This window comes from Pseudomonas sp. rhizo25, from assembly GCF_031931935.1.
In the GTDB taxonomy this organism is placed as follows: Bacteria; Pseudomonadota; Gammaproteobacteria; order Pseudomonadales; family Pseudomonadaceae; genus Aquipseudomonas; species Aquipseudomonas synxantha.
Genome location: NZ_JAUJXA010000014.1, coordinates 70,915 through 90,067, shown reverse-complemented (window position 1 = coordinate 90,067; position 19,153 = coordinate 70,915). Strand labels below are relative to the sequence as shown.

The following is a 19,153-nucleotide window of genomic DNA, read 5'->3' as shown; positions in this document are numbered from 1 at the left end:
GCCAACCCTTAGATCGCGCCGCGCTGGCGCAACAACTCCAGCACTTGCTTGACACTGTCTTCCAGCGACAAGGCCTGGGTATCGAGCACCAGGTCGGCGTTCAACGGCACGTCGTACGGGAAAGACTCACCCGGGATGTTATCCCCACCCGCCGCGTACAAACCTTGCGGATCACGCTCGGCGCACACCAGCGGCGAGGCCTGCACATAGACCGTCAGCAGACGGTCAGCGCCGATCAGCGCCTTCGCCTGCTCACGGCCTTCGGCATCCGGCGCGACGAATGCGGCCAGGGTCAGCAAGCCAGCCTCGTTGAACTGGCGTGCTACGTGAGCTGCACGGCGCCAGTTCTCGGTACGCCCGGCACGGTCCTGAGGCAAGCCCTTGTTCAGGTCGTGACGCAGGTTCTGGCCGTCCAGTACAAACACTGCACGCCCCATATCGAACAGCTTGCGCTCAACCGCGTAGGCCAAGGTGCTTTTGCCAGCGCCGGACAGCCCGCTGAACAACACCGTGGCCGGCTGCTGGCCGAAACGCAGGGCGCGTTCTTCGGTGGCGACGTGCGCGAGACTGCCGTGCTGCGCAGAACCGCCATGATTGACCGGCGGCGCGATGATCATGCCCGCAGCCACGGTGCCGTTGGTCAAACGGTCGATGACGATAAAGGCGCCGGTGGTGCGATTGCTGTCATAGCCATCCAACGCGATGGCGGCGTCGAGGCTGACCTTGACCCGACCGATTTCGTTGAGTTGCAGCGAACTCGCCGGGCCCTCGGCCAGGGTGTTCACATCCACGCGGTGCACGATACTGGTGATGGAGCCCGGCACGTAGCTGGTGGCGCGCTTGATATCGTATTTCTTGCCCGGCAGCATCGGCTCTTCGGCCATCCACACCAGCATAGCGTCGAAGGCGTCGGTCACTTGCGGCACGTTATCGGCATGCACCAGCAGGTCGCCACGGGAGATGTCGATCTCGTCTTCCATGGTCAAGGTCACGGCCTGGCCTGGGCCAGCGTTTTCCAGCTCACCTTCGAAGGTGACAATGGATTTGACCCGGCTGCTCTTGCCCGACGGCAGCACCACCACTTCGTCGCCCTTGTGCACGATGCCGCTGGCCAGGGTGCCGGCGAAACCACGGAAATTCAGGTTCGGGCGGTTGACGTACTGCACCGGGAAACGCAGGTCGGTGTAGTTGCGGTCGTTGGCGATCTCGACGGTCTCAAGTATCTCCATCAGCGACTGGCCGGTGTACCAGGGCGAACGCTCGCTCTTGTTCACCACGTTGTCGCCCTTGAGCGCCGACATCGGTACAAAGGCCAAGGTGCTCGGCTTGAACGCAATACCTTCGGCGAACTTCAGGTAATCGGCCTTGATCGACTCGAAGACGCTTTGATCAAAGCCATTGATGTCCATCTTGTTGACGGCCACCACGATGTGTTTGATCCCCAGCAACGAGGCGATGAAGCTGTGACGACGGGTCTGGGTCTGCACGCCGTAACGGGCGTCGATCAGGATGATCGCCAGGTCGCAGGTAGACGCGCCAGTGGCCATGTTGCGGGTGTACTGCTCATGGCCGGGGGTGTCGGCGATGATGAACTTGCGCTTGGCGGTAGAGAAGTAGCGATAGGCAACATCGATGGTGATGCCCTGCTCACGCTCGGCCTGCAGGCCGTCGACCAGCAAGGCCAGGTCGATATCGTCGCCCGTGGTGCCGGATTTCTTCGAATCGCGGGTGATGGCTTCCAGGTGATCTTCGTAGATCATCTTGGAGTCGTGCAGCAGGCGCCCGATCAGGGTGCTCTTGCCGTCATCGACGTTGCCGCAGGTCAGGAAGCGCAACATTTCCTTGCGCTCGTGCTGGGCCAGGTAGGCGAGGATGTCCTCGCTGATCAAATCAGATACGTGCGACATGACAACCCCTTAGAAATAACCCTGACGTTTTTTGTCTTCCATGGAGCCGGCGCCATCGTGATCGATGACCCGGCCCTGGCGCTCGGAAGTTCGCGTCAGGAGCATTTCCTGAATGATGTCCGTCAGCGTTTCGGCTTCGGACTCCACCGCACCCGTCAACGGGTAGCAGCCAAGGGTGCGGAAACGGACTTTCTTTTTGACGATGCGGGCTTTGTCTTCGTCGGACAGGTGCTCGAGGATGCGGTCGTCGTCGATCATGATCAACGTGCCGTTCTTTTCGATCACGTCGCGCTCGGCGGCGAAGTACAGCGGCACGATCGGGATGCCTTCCAGGTAGATGTACTGCCAGATGTCCAGCTCGGTCCAGTTGGACAGCGGGAACACGCGGATCGACTCGCCCTTGTTGACGTTGCCGTTGTAGACGTTCCACAGCTCCGGACGCTGGTTCTTCGGGTCCCAGCGGTGCTTGCTGTCGCGGAACGAGTACACGCGCTCTTTGGCACGGGATTTCTCTTCATCGCGACGGGCGCCGCCGAACGCTGCGTCGAAACCATGCTTGTCCAGGGCCTGCTTGAGGCCCTCGGTCTTCATGATGTCGGTGTGCTTGGCGCTGCCGTGGGTGAACGGGTTGATGCCCTGCGCCACGCCATCGGGGTTGACGTGGGTGATCAGGTCCAGGCCCAGCTCTTCAACCATGCGGTCGCGGAACTTGTACATCTCCTGGAATTTCCAGCGGGTGTCGACGTGCATCACCGGGAACGGCAGCTTGCCTGGGAAGAAGGCCTTGCGTGCCAGATGCAGCATCACGGCGGAGTCTTTACCGATCGAGTAGAGCATCACCGGGTTGTCGAACTCGGCGGCGACCTCGCGGATGATGTGGATGCTTTCCGCCTCCAGCTGTTTCAGATGCGTCAGTTTGTCGACCATGGTTACTCACGGAAAAACGATCTTATGGACGGCCAGCGGGCCGTGTTCGAGCGAGGCATGCTAGCACAGCACCTGCTTCTATTCAGGGCGCCAACTAGATCGAAACGGTATATGAATATGCCGCCGAGTTTGACCTGAAATGGGGGGCTCGTGTGGGAGGGGACAAGCCCCCTCCCACATTCAGATCGGGTTCGGACAATCGATGAACAGATGCTCCAGGGCAAAGCGTCGCGCCAGGTAGTCGCCCAACGCCTGGACGCCGTAGCGCTCAGTGGCGTGATGGCCGGCGGCGATGAAGCTGATGTCGTTTTCCCGTGCGCTGTGGAAGGTCTGTTCGGACGCCTCACCGCTCAGGTAGAGGTCGACACCCGCGGCAATTGCCTGGTCGATATAGCCCTGGCCACCCCCGGTGCACCAACCGACGCGACGGATCATCTGGCTGCCTTCGATCAGCAGTGGCTCGCGGCCCATCACGTCCTGCACGCGGCGAGCGAAGTCCCGGGGCGATAGAGGCTCAGCCAGGGAGCCAACCAGGCCGACGATCTTGGGGTTACTCGGGTCCAGCGGGCCTTCGACGGTGATGTCCAAGTGACGCGCCAGTTGCACGTTGTTGCCGACATCGGCGTGCAGGTCCAAAGGCAAGTGGTAGGCCAACAGGCTGATGTCATGCTTGAGCAGGGTCTTCAGGCGGCGCTGCTTCATGCCGGTGATGCACGGGTTCTCGCCCTTCCAGAAATAGCCATGGTGCACCAGCACCAGATCGGCCTTGGCTTCGACGGCTGCGTCCAGCAATGCTTGGCTGGCGGTCACGCCGCTGACGATGCGCATCACCTGCGGGCGCCCCTCGACCTGCAGGCCGTTGGGGCAGTAATCAGCAATTTTTGCACTGCCGAGGTAGCGGTCCGCTTCCTCGACGAGGGTGGTAAGGGGGACGGCCATAAAAGACTCCTAAATATCCCGTTCGCAGGCCTCGCAGCCTCGTATAATGCGCGACATTATGGGCGCTCTTCCGCCCCCTGCAACCTGTCAGGACTTACTTGATGCTCAAGGCACTGCGTTTTTTTGGATGGCCATTGTTGGCTGGCGTGCTGATCGCGATGCTGATTATCCAGCGTTATCCCCAATGGGTGGGCCTGCCTACCCTGGATGTGAACCTGCAACAGGCCCCGCAGACCAGCACGGTGGTCCAAGGCCCGGTGACCTATGCCGACGCGGTCACCATTGCAGCACCTGCGGTGGTTAACCTTTACACCACCAAGGTCATCAACAAACCCGCGCATCCGTTGTTCGAAGACCCGCAGTTCCGCCGCTATTTCGGTGACAACGGCCCCAAGCAACGCCGCATGGAGTCCAGCCTGGGTTCCGGGGTGATCATGAGCCCCGAAGGCTACATCCTCACCAATAACCACGTGACCAGCGGCGCCGACCAGATCGTGGTGGCCCTGCGTGACGGTCGCGAGACCTTGGCCCGCGTGGTGGGCAGTGACCCGGAAACCGACCTTGCGGTACTGAAGATCGATTTGAAGAACCTGCCGTCCATTACCCTCGGTCGCTCCGACGGTTTGCGCGTGGGTGATGTGGCGCTGGCCATTGGCAACCCGTTCGGCGTTGGCCAGACGGTCACCATGGGCATCATCAGCGCCACTGGGCGTAACCAGTTGGGCCTTAACAGCTACGAAGACTTCATCCAGACCGACGCTGCCATCAACCCGGGCAACTCCGGCGGAGCGCTGGTAGATGCCAATGGCAACCTGACGGGCATCAATACCGCGATTTTTTCCAAGTCCGGCGGCTCACAGGGCATTGGTTTCGCGATCCCGGTGAAGCTGGCGATGGAAGTGATGAAGTCGATCATCGAACACGGCCAGGTGATTCGTGGCTGGCTGGGCATTGAAGTGCAGCCACTGACCAAGGAACTGGCCGAGTCGTTCGGCTTGACCGGGCGCCCGGGCATCGTGGTTGCCGGGATCTTCCGCGACGGCCCGGCGCAGAAGGCCGGCCTGCAACTGGGCGATGTGATTCTAAGTATCGACGGGGCCCCGGCCGGTGATGGCCGCAAGTCAATGAACCAGGTGGCACGGATCAAGCCGACCGACAAGGTGGCGATCCAGGTCATGCGCAACGGCAAGGAGATCAAGCTCTCGGCGGAAATCGGCCTGCGCCCACCGCCGGCAACGGCACCGGTGAAAGAAGAACAATAGCCTACGCACATCAGGCGCCCGTTCGAGGGCGCTTGATGGGCAGGTTTCATAGCATTCACTCTCATTAGTCATGTTATATTGTTTCAATATCGTCATTGGAACGTTCTATCATGCCGCCTCGCAAGTTTGTGCCCTCGGCCGGCCTGGCCCTGGGTTTGCTGCTCGACCCCGCCTACGCCGAAGAAAATACCCTGGAACTGGACACCATCAGCGTGACCTCCGAGGCCTATGAATCCGCCATCGGGCCGGTCACAGGTTACCGCGCCACTCGCACAGCCAGTGCCACCAAGACCGACACCGCCCTGCGCGATATCCCGCAATCGATCAGCGTGATTCCCGCCACAGTGCTCAAGGACCTGGGCAGCACCAGTGTGGAACGCGCACTGGAATTTGCCGGCGGCGTGTCCAAGCAGAACAACTTCGGCGGCCTGACCCTCTACGAATACAGCGTGCGCGGCTTCACCACGTCCGAGTTCTACCAGGATGGTTTCAGCGCCAACCGCGGTTACCCGAGCACACCCGATACCGCCAATATCGAACGCATTGAAGTGCTCAAGGGGCCCGCCGCCAGCCTGTATGGGCGTGGCGACCCTGGCGGCACGGTGAATATCGTCACCAAGAAACCCCAGCCCGAGGCCTTCACCACCCTGCAGACCAGCGCCGGTAGTTGGGACCGCTACCGCACCGCTTTGGATGTGAATACACCGCTGGACAGCGAAGGGCGCGTATTGTCCCGTGTCAACCTGGCGGTGGAAGACAACCACAGCTTTCGCGATCACGTCGACAGCAAACGGGTGCTCGTCGCGCCTTCATTCAGTTGGCAACTCGACCCCGACACCCACCTGCTCGTAGAAAGCGAATTCGTGCGCCACAGCTCCACCTTCGACCGCGGCATCGTCGCCAACACGGGTATGTCCCATTCAACCTTCCTCGGCGAGCCCAACGACGGCAACATCGATAACCACAACAACCGCATCCAGATGGCGTTGGAACACCACCTCAACGACGCCTGGAAGCTGCGCCTGGCCAGCCACTACAAGCAAGGTAGCCTGTGGGGTGACGCGTCGGAAAGCCGTGCGCTTAACGCGGATGGCCACACCGTCAACCGCCGCTACCGTGAACGCTCCACGGGCTGGCACGACAGCATCACCCAGTTGGAACTGCGCGGCCTGTTCGATATCGGCAGTTGGCAGCATGAACTGCTGATCGGCACCGAATACGAGGACTACCGCAAGAAGGAGCGCGTGACAGCGATCGGCGGCGACTACCCTATCGATATTTATAAACCGGTCTATGGCCAGCCCAAACCCAATGGCAAACGTTCTGGTACCGACTTCTTCGAACAGACCCAAAGCCACGCGCTGAATCTACAAGACCAGATCATCTTCACTGATCGCCTGCGTGGCATGATCGGAGCGCGCTTCGAACATTTCGAACAAAGCACCGACGACTTCGCCCGCAACCACGTCAAGAGTCGCCAGACCCACGACGCCTTTACCCAGCGCGCCGGCCTGCTCTACCAACTCACGCCACAAGTCGGGGTATTTGCCAACGCGTCCACCTCGTTCAAGCCAAACAGCGGCCTGGATGCCGGTGGCAAATCCTTCAAGCCAGAAGAAGGCGTGGGCTATGAGGTGGGGATCAAGAGCGAACTGTTTGACGAGCGACTCAGCGCCACCCTGGCCGCCTTTCATATCGAAAAGGAAAACGTTTTGGCCCTGGACCCGGCGACCGACACCAATCGCGCCATGGGCAAGGCCCGCAGCCAGGGCTTTGACCTGCAAGTGACCGGGCAAGTAACCGACGCCATACGTGTGATCGGCGCCTTCGCGTATATCGACGCCGAAGTGACCAAGGGCGACAAAGAAATCCCCACCGGCAGCCGCATTCTCGGCGTGGCCAAGCGCAGTGGCAGTCTGTTGGGGGTGTATGAATTCCAGGATGGCGCGTTGCGCGGTTCGGACCTGGGTGCGGCGTTAACCTACGTGGGTGATCGTTCTGGTGAAGCGGGTACAGGTTTTGAGCTGCCGGCTTACCACACCGTGGATTTGCTCGCCCATTACAAGGCGACGGAGAATGTCACCGTGGGGTTGAACCTGAATAACCTGTTCGATGAGAAGTATTACGAGCGCTCCTACAGCAGGTACTGGGCCAACCCCGGCGAGCCGCGCAACCTCACAGTCAGCTTGACCCTCAATCTCTGACGAACATTGGACTAAATGTGGGAGGGGGCTTGCCCCCGATCGCAGTGTGTCAGTCAGTATATCTGTCACTGATCCACCGCTATCGGGAGCAAGCCCCCTCCCACATTTGAGTCACCGCAAGGCTTGACTACAAGGCAACGGGCGCTCGTTCGCACAGGGTATTAAGCGCCGCCGCCCACTGCGGGTCATCATTCAGGCACGGCACCAGCACCAACTCCTCGCCCCCTGCCGCGCGAAACTGCTCGCGACCGCGATCACCAATTTCTTCCAGGGTCTCGATGCAGTCGGCGACAAATGCCGGGCACATGACCAGCAACTTTTTCACGCCTTGCTGGGCCAACGCCTCCAGGCGTGCCTCGGTGTAGGGCTCGATCCACTTCGCCCGACCCAGGCGCGATTGAAACGCGACCGACCATTTGCCATCGGGCAAACCGGCGCGCTCGGCAAAATCCCGGGCAACGCTGAAGCATTGCGCGCGATAGCACGTGGCGAGCACTTGAGGTGACGCATTCTTGCAGCAGTCGGCATCCTTGAAGCAATGCCCGCCAGTAGGGTCGAGCTTTTTCAGATGCCGCTCGGGCAAGCCATGGAAACTCAGCAACAAATGATCGTAATCCTGCTCCAGGTGAGCGCGGGCGCTGGTCACCAGAGCATCCAGATATTCCGGCTGATCGTAGAAGGGTTGCAGGATCGAAAACTGGATATTCAGTTTCTTGTCGCGCACCACACGCTTGGCCTCCTCCACCACCGTGGTCACGGTGCTGTCGGCAAACTGCGGATACAACGGCGCCAGCGTGACATTCTGGATGCCCTGGGCGGCCAAGCGCGTCAGGGTGGTTTCCAAGGACGGCTCGCCATATCGCATCGCCAGCTCCACCGGGCCATGGGTCCACTGCGCGGTCATCTGCTGTTGCAGGCGACGGCTCAGCACCACCAGCGGCGAACCCTCGTCCCACCAGATCGATGCGTAGGCATGGGCCGATTGCTCGGGACGCTTGATCAGGATCAGCGACACCAGCAAGCGCCTTACCGGCCAAGGCAAGTCGATCACGTAGGGATCCATCAGGAATTGATTGAGGTAGCTGCGCACATCGGCCACCGAAGTGGACTTTGGCGAGCCCAGGTTGACCAGTAACAACGCGTGATCCGTCATGCAACATCCTATCTCTAGAGGCGGCTGGACAAGTCGTCCAGAGCCGCACGCAATTCAGTGAACTGGAAAGTGAAACCCGCCGCCAACAGCCGCTCGGGCAGTGCCTTTTGCCCGCCCAGCAACAGGCCGGACAACTCTCCCAGACCAACCTTCAACGCGAAGGCCGGCATCGGCATGAATGCCGGGCGGTGCAACACCTGGCCCAGGGTCTTGGCAAACTCGCGGTTACGCACCGGGTGAGGCGCGCAGGCATTATAAGGACCGCTGGCGTCTTCCTTGTGCAGAAGAAAATCAATCAGGGCGATTTGATCCTTGATGTGCACCCAGGGCATCCACTGCCGGCCCTTGCCGATCGGCCCGCCCAGCGCCAGTTTGAACGGCAGCAACAGGCGCGACAAAAAGCCGCCCTCGGCCGCCAGCACCAGGCCGGTGCGCACCAGCACCACACGTATGCCCAGGGCTTCAGCACGCTGGGCGGTTTCTTCCCAGGCAATACACAGCTGGCTAGGGAAATCATCCAGTACCGGGCCGCTGGCCTCAGTCAATTCGCGCTCGCCGCCGTCGCCATACCAACCCACGGCGGAACCGGAGATCAGTACCGCAGGTTTTTGCTCCAGGCTCTCCACCCACGCCAGCAGGGTTTCGGTGAGGCTGATGCGACTGCTCCACAGCAACGCCTTGCGCTTGTGGGTCCAGGGCCGATCGGCAATGGGGGCACCCGCCAGGTTGACCACCGCGTCCACCGTGCCGATCACCTCCTGCAGGTGAGCAACCCCAAGCACCTGCGCACCGCACACCCGGGCAACCGTTTCTGGTTGTCGGCTCCACACCGTCAGTCGATGGCTCTGGGCAAGCCAGTGCTTGCAGAGTAGACGGCCAATCAGGCCGGTACCGCCGGTCAGCAAAATATGCATGGGACTCTCCTCATGTAACCTTCGCCGCCGCTCACTGGTCTATTTTATAAGCAGGGATCAATTTGATAATCGAGCGTGACGGATGTTTAAGCCTTAACTTTAACCATAGGTCACGCCACACATTCAGGCACGCCAAAACTTATACCAAAAAACAATATTGTACAGCTATTGGTGTCGGCGTAGTCTGTACCCAACGGTAAAACGAGGCCTCCCATGACTGTTCCCATCGCGATCATTGGTACCGGCATCGCCGGTCTCTCCGCCGCCCGAGCGTTACAAGACGCGGGGCACGCTGTACAACTCTTCGATAAAAGCCGCGGCAGCGGTGGCCGCATGTCCAGCAAGCGCAGTGACGCCGGTGCGCTGGACATGGGCGCGCAATACTTCACCGCCCGTGACCGGCGCTTCGTCAACGAAGTGCAGCGCTGGCAAAGCAACGGCTGGGCTGAGCAGTGGAAGCCCCAACTGTACAACTTCAAGTCCGGCCAGCTGACGCCCTCTCCCGATGAACAGATCCGCTGGGTCGGCACACCGCGCATGAGCGCCATTACGCGCGCGTTGCTTGATGACTTGCCGGTGGAATTCGGTTGCCGTATCACTGAGGTGTTCCAGGGCACGCATCACTGGAACCTGCTCGACGCCGATGGTGACAGCTACGGCCCCTTCAGCCACGTGATCATCGCCACACCGGCGCCCCAGGCCACTGCCCTGCTGGCCGCCGCGCCCAAGCTGGCGAGTGCTGCGGCCGGGGTGAAGATGGACCCGACCTGGGCCATTGCCCTGGCCTTCGATCACCCCCTGGATACGCCGATGGAAGGCTGTTTCGTGCAAGACAGCCCCCTCGACTGGCTGGCGCGCAACCGCAGCAAACCCGGGCGTGACACCACCCTCGACACCTGGGTGCTGCACGCCACCAGCGCCTGGAGCAAGGCCCATCTGGACCTGCCCAAGGAAGCGGTGATCGAACACTTGCACGGTGCGTTCGCTGAGTTACTGCACTGCGCCATGCCCGCGCCGTCATTCAGCCTGGCACACCGATGGCTCTACGCCCGGCCGTCCAGCAGCCATGAATTCGGGGTGCTGGCCGACGCCGATCTGGGCTTGTTCGTCTGCGGTGACTGGTGCCTCTCCGGCCGCGTGGAGGGTGCCTGGCTCAGCGGTCAGGAAGCGGCGCGGCGCTTGATCGAACACTCGCAATGAATCGTATCAACCCCGCCAAACTGCTGCTGTCGAAATGGACGGCAGCACAGCCCCGCCACAAGGAAAAACACTTTCTGGTCACTGAAATATTTCGTGATGAAGAAGGCACTGTGCTGGAGATCGAACTGCAGGCCATCCTGACCCGACGCGCTGAGCGCTTGCCCTGGCAAACGTTGAAGGACCCTGAGGCCTGGCATATGGGCTGGAAATAGCTCGCCTGTAAAAACCTATACAAATTAATTGACTTGTACAACATCGAATCTATGATGAGATTAGTTGTACGGATTATTCGACTTGTACAGGATTCTTGCAGAGGTTTGCTTATGTCCAGCAATGCAAAACCGAAGATCGCCATCAGTGCCTGCCTCCTGGGTGAAAACGTGCGCTTCAACGGTGGGCATAAGCAATCCCTGCTGTGCACCCAGACCCTCAGCGACTATTTCGATTTTGTGCCGCTTTGCCCGGAAGTCGCCATCGGCCTGGGCATCCCTCGGGAGCCGATCCGCCTGGTGGGCGATCCTGCCGCGCCGCAGGCCGTTGGCACAGTAAACCGTGAACTCAACGTCACGCAGCCTCTGGACGACTACGGCCAGCGAATGGCCCGCGAACACACCGACCTGTGCGGCTACATCTTCATGCAGAAGTCGCCGTCCTGCGGCCTTGAACGGGTCAAGGTGTACCGCGACAACGGCACGCCTGTCGACGCTGGCGGGCGCGGTATCTACGCCCGGGCATTCTGCGCACGCCACCCCAACCTGCCGGTGGAAGAAGACGGCCGCCTGAATGATCCGGTACTGCGCGAAAACTTCCTGAGCCGCGTTTTCGTGTACGCCAGTTGGCAGCAATTGCTGGCCGAGGGCCTCACCCGCCACCGCCTGCTGACGTTCCACTCGCGCTATAAATACCTGCTGATGGCCCACAGCCCCGCGCATTACAAAAGCCTGGGGCATTTGCTCGGCAGCATGGGCAAGGAAGTCGATCTGCAGGCACTGGCCCACGGCTACTTCAGCGAGCTGATGGCAGGCCTGAAAAAGTGCGCCACCCGCGGCACTCATACCAACGTACTGCAACACATCAGCGGCTACCTCAAGCAGGCCATCAGCGACGATGACAAACAGGAAATGCAGACCGTCATCGGCCAATACCGCCACGGCATTGTGCCGCTGGTGGTACCGCTGACCCTGCTCAAGCATCACTTTCGCCAACATCCGGACCGTTACATCGCGCAACAGGCCTACCTGCAACCGCACCCGGAAAACCTCAGCCTGCGTAATGCGATCTAACCCATGAACCCTGCCTTGCTCGACGAACCCGGCGAAGACATTGCCCTGGCCCTGGAAAACGGCTGGTTGCCGATCCGCGAAGTGGCACGCCAGACCGGCGTCAACGCCGTGACCCTGCGCGCCTGGGAACGCCGCTATGGCCTGATCGTGCCCCAGCGCACGCCCAAGGGGCATCGGCTGTTCAGCGCCGGACACGTGCAACGCATCCATACCATCCTCACATGGCTCAATCGCGGCGTGCCGGTCAGCCAGGTCAAGGATTTGATCGATTCGGCCCAACCCAATGCCGAGCCGATGGAAAACGAATGGCACAGCCTGCGCCAGCATCTGCTCAGTGCCATCAGCGAGCTGGCGGAACGCCGGGTCGACGATGCTTTCAACCAAGCCATGGCGCTCTACCCGCCGCGTACCTTGTGCGAACAATTGATGCTGCCGCTGCTCAGGGAGCTGGAGCAGCGTTGGCAGGGCCAGTTCGGCGCGCAGATGGAGCGGGTGTTTTTCCTGTCCTGGCTGCGCAGCAAGTTCGGCGCGCGGATTTATCACAACAATCGCCAGCTTCACGGCGCACCGCTGCTGCTGATCAACCATTCCGACTTGCCACTGGAACCGCACTTGTGGCTCAGCGCCTGGCTGGCCAGCAGTGCCGATTGCCCAGTGGAAGTATTTGACTGGCCGCTGCCGGCCGGCGAATTGGCACTGGCGGTCGAGCATCTGCAACCGCGTGCCGTGCTGCTGTACTCAAGCAAGGCCCTCCATTTGTCGGCACTCACAAAACTATTGGGCGGCGTCAGTTGCCCAATATTGATTGCCGGCTCAACGGTGTGCATCCACCACGCCGAGTTGGCCGCATTAACCCTTGAGATCCCTGAATTGTCCGTGGCCGAAGATCCGTTGTCGGCCCACCAGTTACTGATCCAGCGTGGAATTGTCTAAATGCATTTGATCTGGCTGCGCACCGACCTGCGCCTGCACGACAATACAGCCCTGGCTGCCGCGAGCCAGCGCGGCCCGGTCGCGGCCATTTACCTGGTCACGCCCGAGCAGTGGCTGGCCCATGATGACGCGCCGTGCAAAGTTGACTTCTGGCTGCGCAACCTGCGGCAGTTGGGCCAGGCGCTGGACAAACTGAACATCCCGCTGCTGATCCGCCACGCGGCGACCTGGGACCAGGCACCGAAAGTGCTGAGCGAAGTATGCCGGCAACTGTCGGTTGAATCGGTGCACGTCAACGAGGAATACGGCATCCACGAAAGCCAGCGCGATGCTGCCGTGGCCAAGGCCCTGGAAGCGAGCGGGGTGACCTTTCACAGCTATCTGGACCAGCTGTTGTTCCAGCCGGGCAGCGTACTGACCAAGACCGGAACCTACTTCCAGGTGTTCAGCCAGTTCCGCAAAGTCTGCTACAACCGCCTGCACACTGCCCTGCCCCGCCTGGTGGCAACGCCCAAGGCACAGGCCAGGCTTGAGTTGCAAAGCGATCCTGTGCCGACAACGGTGGCAGGTTTCGAGCCGCCCAGCGACAGCTTGCGCGCCCTCTGGCCCGCCGGTGAAGACGAAGCGCGTCGCCGTCTCGACGCCTTCGCCGACCAGCAGATCAGCTATTACAAGGACGAGCGCGACTTCCCAGCCAAACCCGGCACCAGCCAGTTGTCCGCCTACCTCGCCGCCGGGGTGGTGTCGCCGCGCCAGTGCCTGCACGCCGCGCTACAAACCAACCAGGGCGAGTTCGAGAGCGGCGACATCGGCGCCATCACTTGGATCAATGAGTTGCTGTGGCGCGAGTTCTACAAACATATCCTGGTCGGCTACCCCCGGGTATCCCGGCACCGCGCCTTTCGCCCGGAAACCGAAGCGCTAGTCTGGCGCGACGCACCTGAGGATTTGGCCGCCTGGCAACAGGCGCGCACCGGCCTGCCGATCATCGACGCGGCCATGCGCCAACTGCTGGAAACCGGTTGGATGCACAATCGTCTGCGCATGGTCGTGGCGATGTTCCTGACCAAGAACCTGCTGATCGACTGGCGCGAAGGTGAGCGCTTCTTCATGCGGCACCTGATCGACGGCGACCTGGCGGCCAACAACGGCGGCTGGCAGTGGAGTTCATCGACCGGCACCGACTCGGCACCGTACTTCCGGATTTTCAGCCCGCTGAGCCAATCGGAAAAATTCGACGGCGACGGCCTCTTCATCAAGCGCTGGCTGCCGGAGCTCGCCGCTCTGAACAAAAAAGAGGTGCATAACCCCGCAGCGGCCGGCTTGTTTGGCGCGGCAGACTACCCGCCGGCCATCGTCGACCTGAAGCAGTCCCGGGAGCGTGCCTTGGCGGCCTTTCGCAGCCTGCCTTCACGCCAGGAGATGGCCGATCATGAGTGACTTCCTGCGCCGCTTCGCCCACAGCTTCGCCACGCTGGACAAGCAAAACCTGCATCTGCTCGACAGCCTGTACAGCGAGGACATCGCGTTTACCGACCCACTGCATGAAGTCCATGGTCTGCCTGCGCTGCGGCGCTACTTCACCGAGTTGTACAGCAACGTCAGCCAACTGCAGTTCGACTTCCACGGCTTCGATGCCGTGGCCGAAGGCGAAGGTTACCTGCGCTGGACCATGAAGTTTCGCCACCCGCGCCTCTCGGGCGGCAAGGTGATTCAAGTGCAGGGCTGTTCCCATTTGATGTGGCACGACAAGGTCTATCGTCATCGTGACTATTTCGATGCCGGTGCCCTGCTCTATGAACACGTACCGGTACTCGGACGTATCGTCAGTTGGTTGAAAAGGAGAATGGGATGAGCCTTGCACCCCGACGTTATTGGCTGACCGGCGCCAGCAGCGGCATCGGTGCCGCGCTGGCCGTGGAGTTGCTCAACAGCGGCGCCCACGTGGCACTCAGCTCCCGCACCAAAGGCCCGCTGGAAGCGCTCGCCCATCGCTATCCGGGGCAAGTGCTGGTGGTGGCCGGCGACCTGACCAACAGCCAGACCGTGCGCGAGATCGGTGAACGTATCGGCGAGGCCTGGGGTGCCCTGGACACGGTGATCCTTAATGCCGGCACCTGTGAATATGTCGACGCCCGGCAATTTGACTCCTCGATCATCGAGCACGTAGTGCGCACCAATCTGCTGGCCAGCAGTTATTGCATCGAGGCCGCGCTGCCGCTGTTGCGTGCCGGGCTTACCCCGCACCTGGTGGGCGTAGCCAGCGCCGTGACTTACCTGCCAATGCCCCGCGCCGAAGCCTATGGCGCGTCCAAGGCCGGGCTGCGCTACCTGTTCGAATCCCTGCGCATCAGCCTGTCGCCGGAAAACATCGACGTCACGGTGATCAGCCCTGGCTTTGTGGACACGCCGCTGACCGAGCGCAATGATTTCCCGATGCCCCTGAGTTGGTCCGCCAACAAGGCAGCGCGGCATATCTTTGCAAAACTGGAAAAGCGCCCGCTGGAGATCGCTTTCCCGGCGATGTTCATCGCCACCCTGTGGCCGTTGTCCAAGCTGCCCAACCGGGCGCAATTGATCATCGGCAAGCGCATGCTGCGCAGCCCACCGCCGCACAAGGACGATCTGTGAAGATCGCCATCATCGGCAGCGGTATCGCCGGGCTGACCAGCGCCTATCTGCTCAGCCGCCGCCACGACATTACGTTGTTCGAAGCGGGTGATTGCATCGGCGGGCATACCCATACGGCCAACGTGACGGTCGAGGGAAAAAGCTATGCGGTGGATACAGGCTTCATCGTGTTCAATGACTGGACCTACCCTAATTTCATCCGCCTGCTGGGCCAGATTGGCGTCCAATTCAAACCCACCGAGATGAGTTTTTCGGTGTGCGACCAAAGCACCGGTTTCGAGTACAACGGCAACAACCTTAACAGCCTGTTTGCCCAGCGCCGCAATCTTCTGTCGCCGGGCTTCTGGGGCATGTTGCGCGATATCCTGCGCTTCAACCGCCAGGCCCCCCTGGACCTGCAAGCGCAGCGCATCAGCGCCGAGATGACCCTCGGCGACTACCTCGCAGCCGGCGGTTATGGCCCCAGGTTTATCCGGCACTACATCGTGCCGATGGGCGCGGCGATCTGGTCGATGTCCCTGGTCGACATGCTCAACTTTCCGCTGCAGTTCTTTGTGCGCTTCTTCAAGAACCACGGCTTGCTCTCGGTGAGCAACCGCCCGCAATGGTGCGTGATCGAAGGCGGCTCCAGCTGCTATATCGAACCGCTGACCCGCAGCTTTATCGAACAGATACGACTCAATTGCCCTGTGCATAAGGTGCAACGCATGGACGATGGCGTGGTTATCCACAGTCCCGCCGGCAGCGAAACCTTCGACCGTGTGGTGTTCGCCTGCCACAGCGATCAGGCCCTGGCCTTGCTCGCCGATCCCAGCCAGGCTGAACAGGAGATCCTCGGCGCCCTGCCCTACGCCAACAACGACGTGGTGCTGCACACCGATACGCGCCTGCTGCCCGAGCGCAAATTGGCCTGGGCCAGCTGGAATTACCGGCTGACCGGCAAGCAGCAGCCCCAGGCCGCTGTGACCTACGACATGAACATTCTGCAAGGTATCGACAGCGCCACCACCTTTTGCGTCAGCCTCAACCAGACGCAGATGATCAACCCGTTGAAGATCCTTGCGCGCTACACCTATGCCCATCCGCAGTACAGCCTGGCCGCCGTGGCCGCTCAAGCCCGCTGGGAAGAACTGCACGGTGCGCGCAACACCTTCTACTGCGGTGCCTACTGGGCCAACGGCTTTCACGAAGACGGTGTGGTCAGCGCCCTGCGCGTAGCCCAAGCCTTTGGGGAAACCCTGTGAACAGCGCCCTGTACAGCGGCTGGATCGCCCATCGCCGGTTTGCGCCCAAGGCCCACGCCTTTCGCTACCGCATCGGCCTGCTGTACCTGGACCTCAGTGAAGAGAATGAAGTGCTTGGGCTGTCGCCCCTGGCCGGCCGAAGTCGCTTGGCGCCCTTCGGTTTCCGCCAGCAGGACTACCTGCGTGAATTCACCCGCCACGGCATGAGCTTGAGCGATGCCGTGCGCCACGAAGTCGGCAAGGCACTGGGGCGTACACCCCAGGGCGTTATCTGCCTACTGACCCAGGCCCGCAGTTGGGGCCTGGCTTTTAATCCTGTGAGTTTCTTCTACTGCTTCGAGGCCGACGGACGATTGGCCGCGATCCTGTGTGAAGTGACCAACACCCCCTGGCGCGAGCGCTATCACTACGTGCTGCCGGCCCAGGCGCTCGCCGCCGATGAGCACCAGCATTTCGCCGTGGCCAAGGCTTTTCATGTGTCGCCCTTTTTGCCTCGCGACCTTGAATACCGCATGAGTTTCAGCCCGCCCGCCGCCAGGCTCGGCGTGCACATGGCCGACTGGCAGGGCACGCAAAAACTCTTCGACGCCACCCTGAGCCTGGAACGCCAACCTCTGAGCCGCGCGAGCCTGCATGGTTATTTATGGCGTTTTCCCTGGATGACTGCCAAGACTTGCCTGGCGATCTACTGGCAAGCCTTGCGCCTGTTGCTCAAGCGCACACCGATTTTTTCCCACCGAGCCGCCGACGGCGTCTCTCGCACCGCAGTCGGGTACACCAAGGATCGCCAACATGAAATCCCCTAGCTTATCGGTCAAGGCCAACCGCCTGAACGTCAACGGTGTGACCGCCGCCCTGTTACGCAAGGGCGTGCTGCGCCAGTTCAGCCAATTGCGTCATGGTCAGTTGGTGATCATCGAAGACGGCGAGCGGCAAGTCTTCGGCGCCCGGGAAGCGCACCTGCTGGGGGAGATCCAGATTCTCGACTCGGCGGCCTGGGGCCTGGTGGCGGCCAATGGTTCAATCGGTGCCGGCGAAGCGTTTATCCACGGTTACTGGACCAGCCCGGACCTTACCGCCGTGGTCCGGGTGATGGTCAGCAACCTGGACGTTCTCGACGCCATGGAGGGTGGCCTGGCACGCCTGGCCCGGCCGTTCACCCAAGGCTTGCATTGGCTCAACCGCAACACGCGCAAGGGTGCGCAGAAAAACATTGCCGCCCATTATGACCTGGGCAACGACCTGTTCGAAGAGTTCCTCGACCCCACCATGATGTACTCGGCGGCGCAGTTCCTGACGCCCGATGACACCCTGGAACAGGCGCAACTGAACAAGTTGGCGCGTATCTGCCAGAAGCTGGCGCTCAAGCCCAGCGATCATCTGCTGGAAATCGGCACCGGCTGGGGCAGCATGGCGCTGTATGCGGCGCAGCACTACGGTTGCAAGGTCACCACCACGACCTTGTCCAAGGAGCAGTTCGCCTACACCGCGCAACGCATCCAGGCACTGGGCCTGCAAGATCAAGTGACCTTGCTGCTAAGCGACTACCGTGACCTCACCGGCACGTACGACAAGCTGGTATCGATCGAAATGATCGAAGCAGTGGGCCATCGCTTCCTGCCCACCTATTTCAAGCAATGTGCCCATTTGCTCAAGCCCGACGGCCTGATGCTGCTACAAGCCATCACCATCCGCGAACAACGCTTCGAGCAGGCCAAGCGCAGCGTCGACTTTATCCAGCGCTATATCTTCCCTGGCGGCGCCTTGCCCTGTGTACAAAACATGCTGCAGATCGTCAGCCGCGACACAGACATGAACCTGTTGCACATGGAAGACTTCGGCCTGCACTACGCACGCACCCTGCGCCTGTGGCATGAGAACTTTCGTCGCGCCCATGGCCGCCTCACCGAATTGGGCTACGACGAGTACTTCCTGCGTTTGTGGGAGTTTTACCTGTGCTACTGCGAGGGCGGCTTCATGGAACGCACCATTGGTACGGCGCAATTGCTGCTGGCCAAACCGGCGGCGATCAACCCACCGTTGCTCGGGCGCTTCAGTGCTTAAACCCTTGGCCAACGCTGTACTGTTCCAGTGCGGCTGGTTTGCCTGCGTGCTCGGCGGCGATAGCCTGTGGCTGCTGGTGGGCGTGGCGGTACTGGGAATCCATTGGCTGTGGATAAGTTCGCCGGCTGATGACGGCGTGCTTATCGTGACAGTGACACTCGCAGGCACGCTGCTGGACACGCTATTACGCACCCTGGGAGTTTTCCACTTCAGCGAGCCCGGGCCGATGATTCCATTCTGGTTGATGTTGTTATGGGCATTGCTGGCCACAACCTTGCGCCATTGCCTGGCCTGGAGCGCACGGCCCTGGTGGCTTGCCAGCCTGCTGGGCGCGGTGGGCGGGCCTCTGTCTTATTACGCAGGCAGCCAGTTGGCGGGGGTGAGTTTTGGCTACGCAACCCCAGCCACATTGATCGGCCTGGCGTTGTTATGGGCCATGCTGTTTCCCTTGCTGCATAGGGTCGCACGGGGATTGGAGAATTGACGCCCGTC

General features: G+C 61.2%; 18 protein-coding genes. 13 read left to right on the top strand and 5 right to left on the bottom strand.

Annotated elements, in window-relative coordinates:
* Window positions 1-8: 8 nt before the first annotated feature.
* The 3 genes from cysN to QZR30_RS23405 all read right to left on the bottom strand — a co-directional run bounded on the left by cysN (window position 9) and on the right by QZR30_RS23405 (window position 3,773).
* The gene (cysN, locus tag QZR30_RS23415) at window positions 9-1,907 is read right to left on the bottom strand and encodes a sulfate adenylyltransferase subunit CysN (protein ID WP_057024886.1); all 1,899 of its coding nucleotides are present in this window, start codon (window positions 1,905-1,907) and stop codon (window positions 9-11) included.
* Window positions 1,908-1,916: 9 nt separating this feature from the next.
* Window positions 1,917-2,834 carry a sulfate adenylyltransferase subunit CysD gene (gene cysD / locus QZR30_RS23410; RefSeq protein ID WP_043049276.1) on the bottom strand — a complete coding sequence of 306 codons (918 nt, stop codon included), beginning with the start codon at window positions 2,832-2,834 and terminating at the stop codon, window positions 1,917-1,919.
* A gap of 180 nt (window positions 2,835-3,014) precedes the next feature.
* A complete protein-coding gene (locus QZR30_RS23405; RefSeq protein WP_043049274.1) occupies window positions 3,015-3,773 on the bottom strand; it encodes a Nif3-like dinuclear metal center hexameric protein in 759 nt (252 codons plus the stop codon).
* A gap of 101 nt (window positions 3,774-3,874) precedes the next feature.
* On the opposite strand from QZR30_RS23405, the gene algW reads away from it, so the two are divergent.
* Together algW and QZR30_RS23395 are read left to right on the top strand one after the other, a co-directional pair.
* The gene (algW, locus tag QZR30_RS23400) at window positions 3,875-5,035 is read left to right on the top strand and encodes a Do family serine endopeptidase AlgW (protein ID WP_043049273.1); all 1,161 of its coding nucleotides are present in this window, start codon (window positions 3,875-3,877) and stop codon (window positions 5,033-5,035) included.
* Between the two features lie 110 nt (window positions 5,036-5,145).
* On the top strand, window positions 5,146-7,239 hold the full coding sequence (locus QZR30_RS23395; protein WP_046070839.1) for a TonB-dependent siderophore receptor: 2,094 nt from the start codon (window positions 5,146-5,148) through the stop codon (window positions 7,237-7,239).
* A gap of 127 nt (window positions 7,240-7,366) precedes the next feature.
* On the opposite strand, the gene hemH is transcribed toward QZR30_RS23395, so the two are convergent.
* A complete protein-coding gene (gene hemH / locus QZR30_RS23390) occupies window positions 7,367-8,392 on the bottom strand; it encodes a ferrochelatase (RefSeq protein WP_046070838.1) in 1,026 nt (341 codons plus the stop codon).
* 14 nt (window positions 8,393-8,406) lie between these two features.
* Window positions 8,407-9,306, bottom strand: coding sequence for a TIGR01777 family oxidoreductase (locus QZR30_RS23385; protein ID WP_311904335.1), 900 nt, complete (start codon window positions 9,304-9,306; stop codon window positions 8,407-8,409).
* A 213-nt stretch (window positions 9,307-9,519) separates the two neighbouring features.
* Here QZR30_RS23385 and QZR30_RS23380 point away from each other — a divergent pair, with 213 nt between their 5' ends.
* From QZR30_RS23380 to QZR30_RS23330, 11 genes are all read left to right on the top strand, one after another.
* A complete protein-coding gene (locus QZR30_RS23380) occupies window positions 9,520-10,506 on the top strand; it encodes an NAD(P)/FAD-dependent oxidoreductase (protein WP_046070836.1) in 987 nt (328 codons plus the stop codon).
* On the top strand, window positions 10,503-10,718 hold the full coding sequence (locus tag QZR30_RS23375) for a TIGR02450 family Trp-rich protein (RefSeq protein ID WP_046070835.1): 216 nt from the start codon (window positions 10,503-10,505) through the stop codon (window positions 10,716-10,718). The genes QZR30_RS23380 and QZR30_RS23375 overlap by 4 nt, the downstream gene beginning before the upstream one ends.
* Window positions 10,719-10,829: 111 nt before the next feature.
* On the top strand, window positions 10,830-11,789 hold the full coding sequence (locus QZR30_RS23370) for a YbgA family protein (protein ID WP_311904333.1): 960 nt from the start codon (window positions 10,830-10,832) through the stop codon (window positions 11,787-11,789).
* 3 nt (window positions 11,790-11,792) lie between these two features.
* Window positions 11,793-12,722: a MerR family transcriptional regulator gene (locus QZR30_RS23365; RefSeq protein WP_046070833.1), complete on the top strand. Its 930-nt coding sequence runs from the start codon at window positions 11,793-11,795 to the stop codon at window positions 12,720-12,722.
* Window positions 12,723-14,162, top strand: coding sequence for a deoxyribodipyrimidine photo-lyase (gene phrB / locus QZR30_RS23360; protein ID WP_046070832.1), 1,440 nt, complete (start codon window positions 12,723-12,725; stop codon window positions 14,160-14,162). It begins immediately after the preceding gene.
* Entirely contained in the window at window positions 14,155-14,577 is a 423-nt protein-coding gene (locus tag QZR30_RS23355; protein WP_056845551.1) for a nuclear transport factor 2 family protein, read from the top strand. Before phrB ends, QZR30_RS23355 begins: the two co-directional genes overlap by 8 nt.
* Window positions 14,574-15,353 (top strand): SDR family NAD(P)-dependent oxidoreductase, encoded by a 780-nt coding sequence (locus tag QZR30_RS23350; RefSeq protein WP_046070830.1) that lies wholly within the window; start codon window positions 14,574-14,576, stop codon window positions 15,351-15,353. The genes QZR30_RS23355 and QZR30_RS23350 overlap by 4 nt, the downstream gene beginning before the upstream one ends.
* A complete protein-coding gene (locus QZR30_RS23345) occupies window positions 15,350-16,597 on the top strand; it encodes an NAD(P)/FAD-dependent oxidoreductase (RefSeq protein ID WP_311904330.1) in 1,248 nt (415 codons plus the stop codon). Before QZR30_RS23350 ends, QZR30_RS23345 begins: the two co-directional genes overlap by 4 nt.
* Window positions 16,594-17,403, top strand: a complete 810-nt coding sequence (locus QZR30_RS23340) for a DUF1365 domain-containing protein (protein ID WP_046070828.1) — start codon at window positions 16,594-16,596, stop codon at window positions 17,401-17,403. The genes QZR30_RS23345 and QZR30_RS23340 overlap by 4 nt, the downstream gene beginning before the upstream one ends.
* The gene (locus QZR30_RS23335) at window positions 17,390-18,661 is read left to right on the top strand and encodes an SAM-dependent methyltransferase (protein ID WP_046070827.1); all 1,272 of its coding nucleotides are present in this window, start codon (window positions 17,390-17,392) and stop codon (window positions 18,659-18,661) included. The genes QZR30_RS23340 and QZR30_RS23335 overlap by 14 nt, the downstream gene beginning before the upstream one ends.
* Window positions 18,654-19,145 (top strand): DUF2878 domain-containing protein, encoded by a 492-nt coding sequence (locus tag QZR30_RS23330; RefSeq protein WP_046070826.1) that lies wholly within the window; start codon window positions 18,654-18,656, stop codon window positions 19,143-19,145. The genes QZR30_RS23335 and QZR30_RS23330 overlap by 8 nt, the downstream gene beginning before the upstream one ends.
* Window positions 19,146-19,153: the final 8 nt, after the last annotated feature.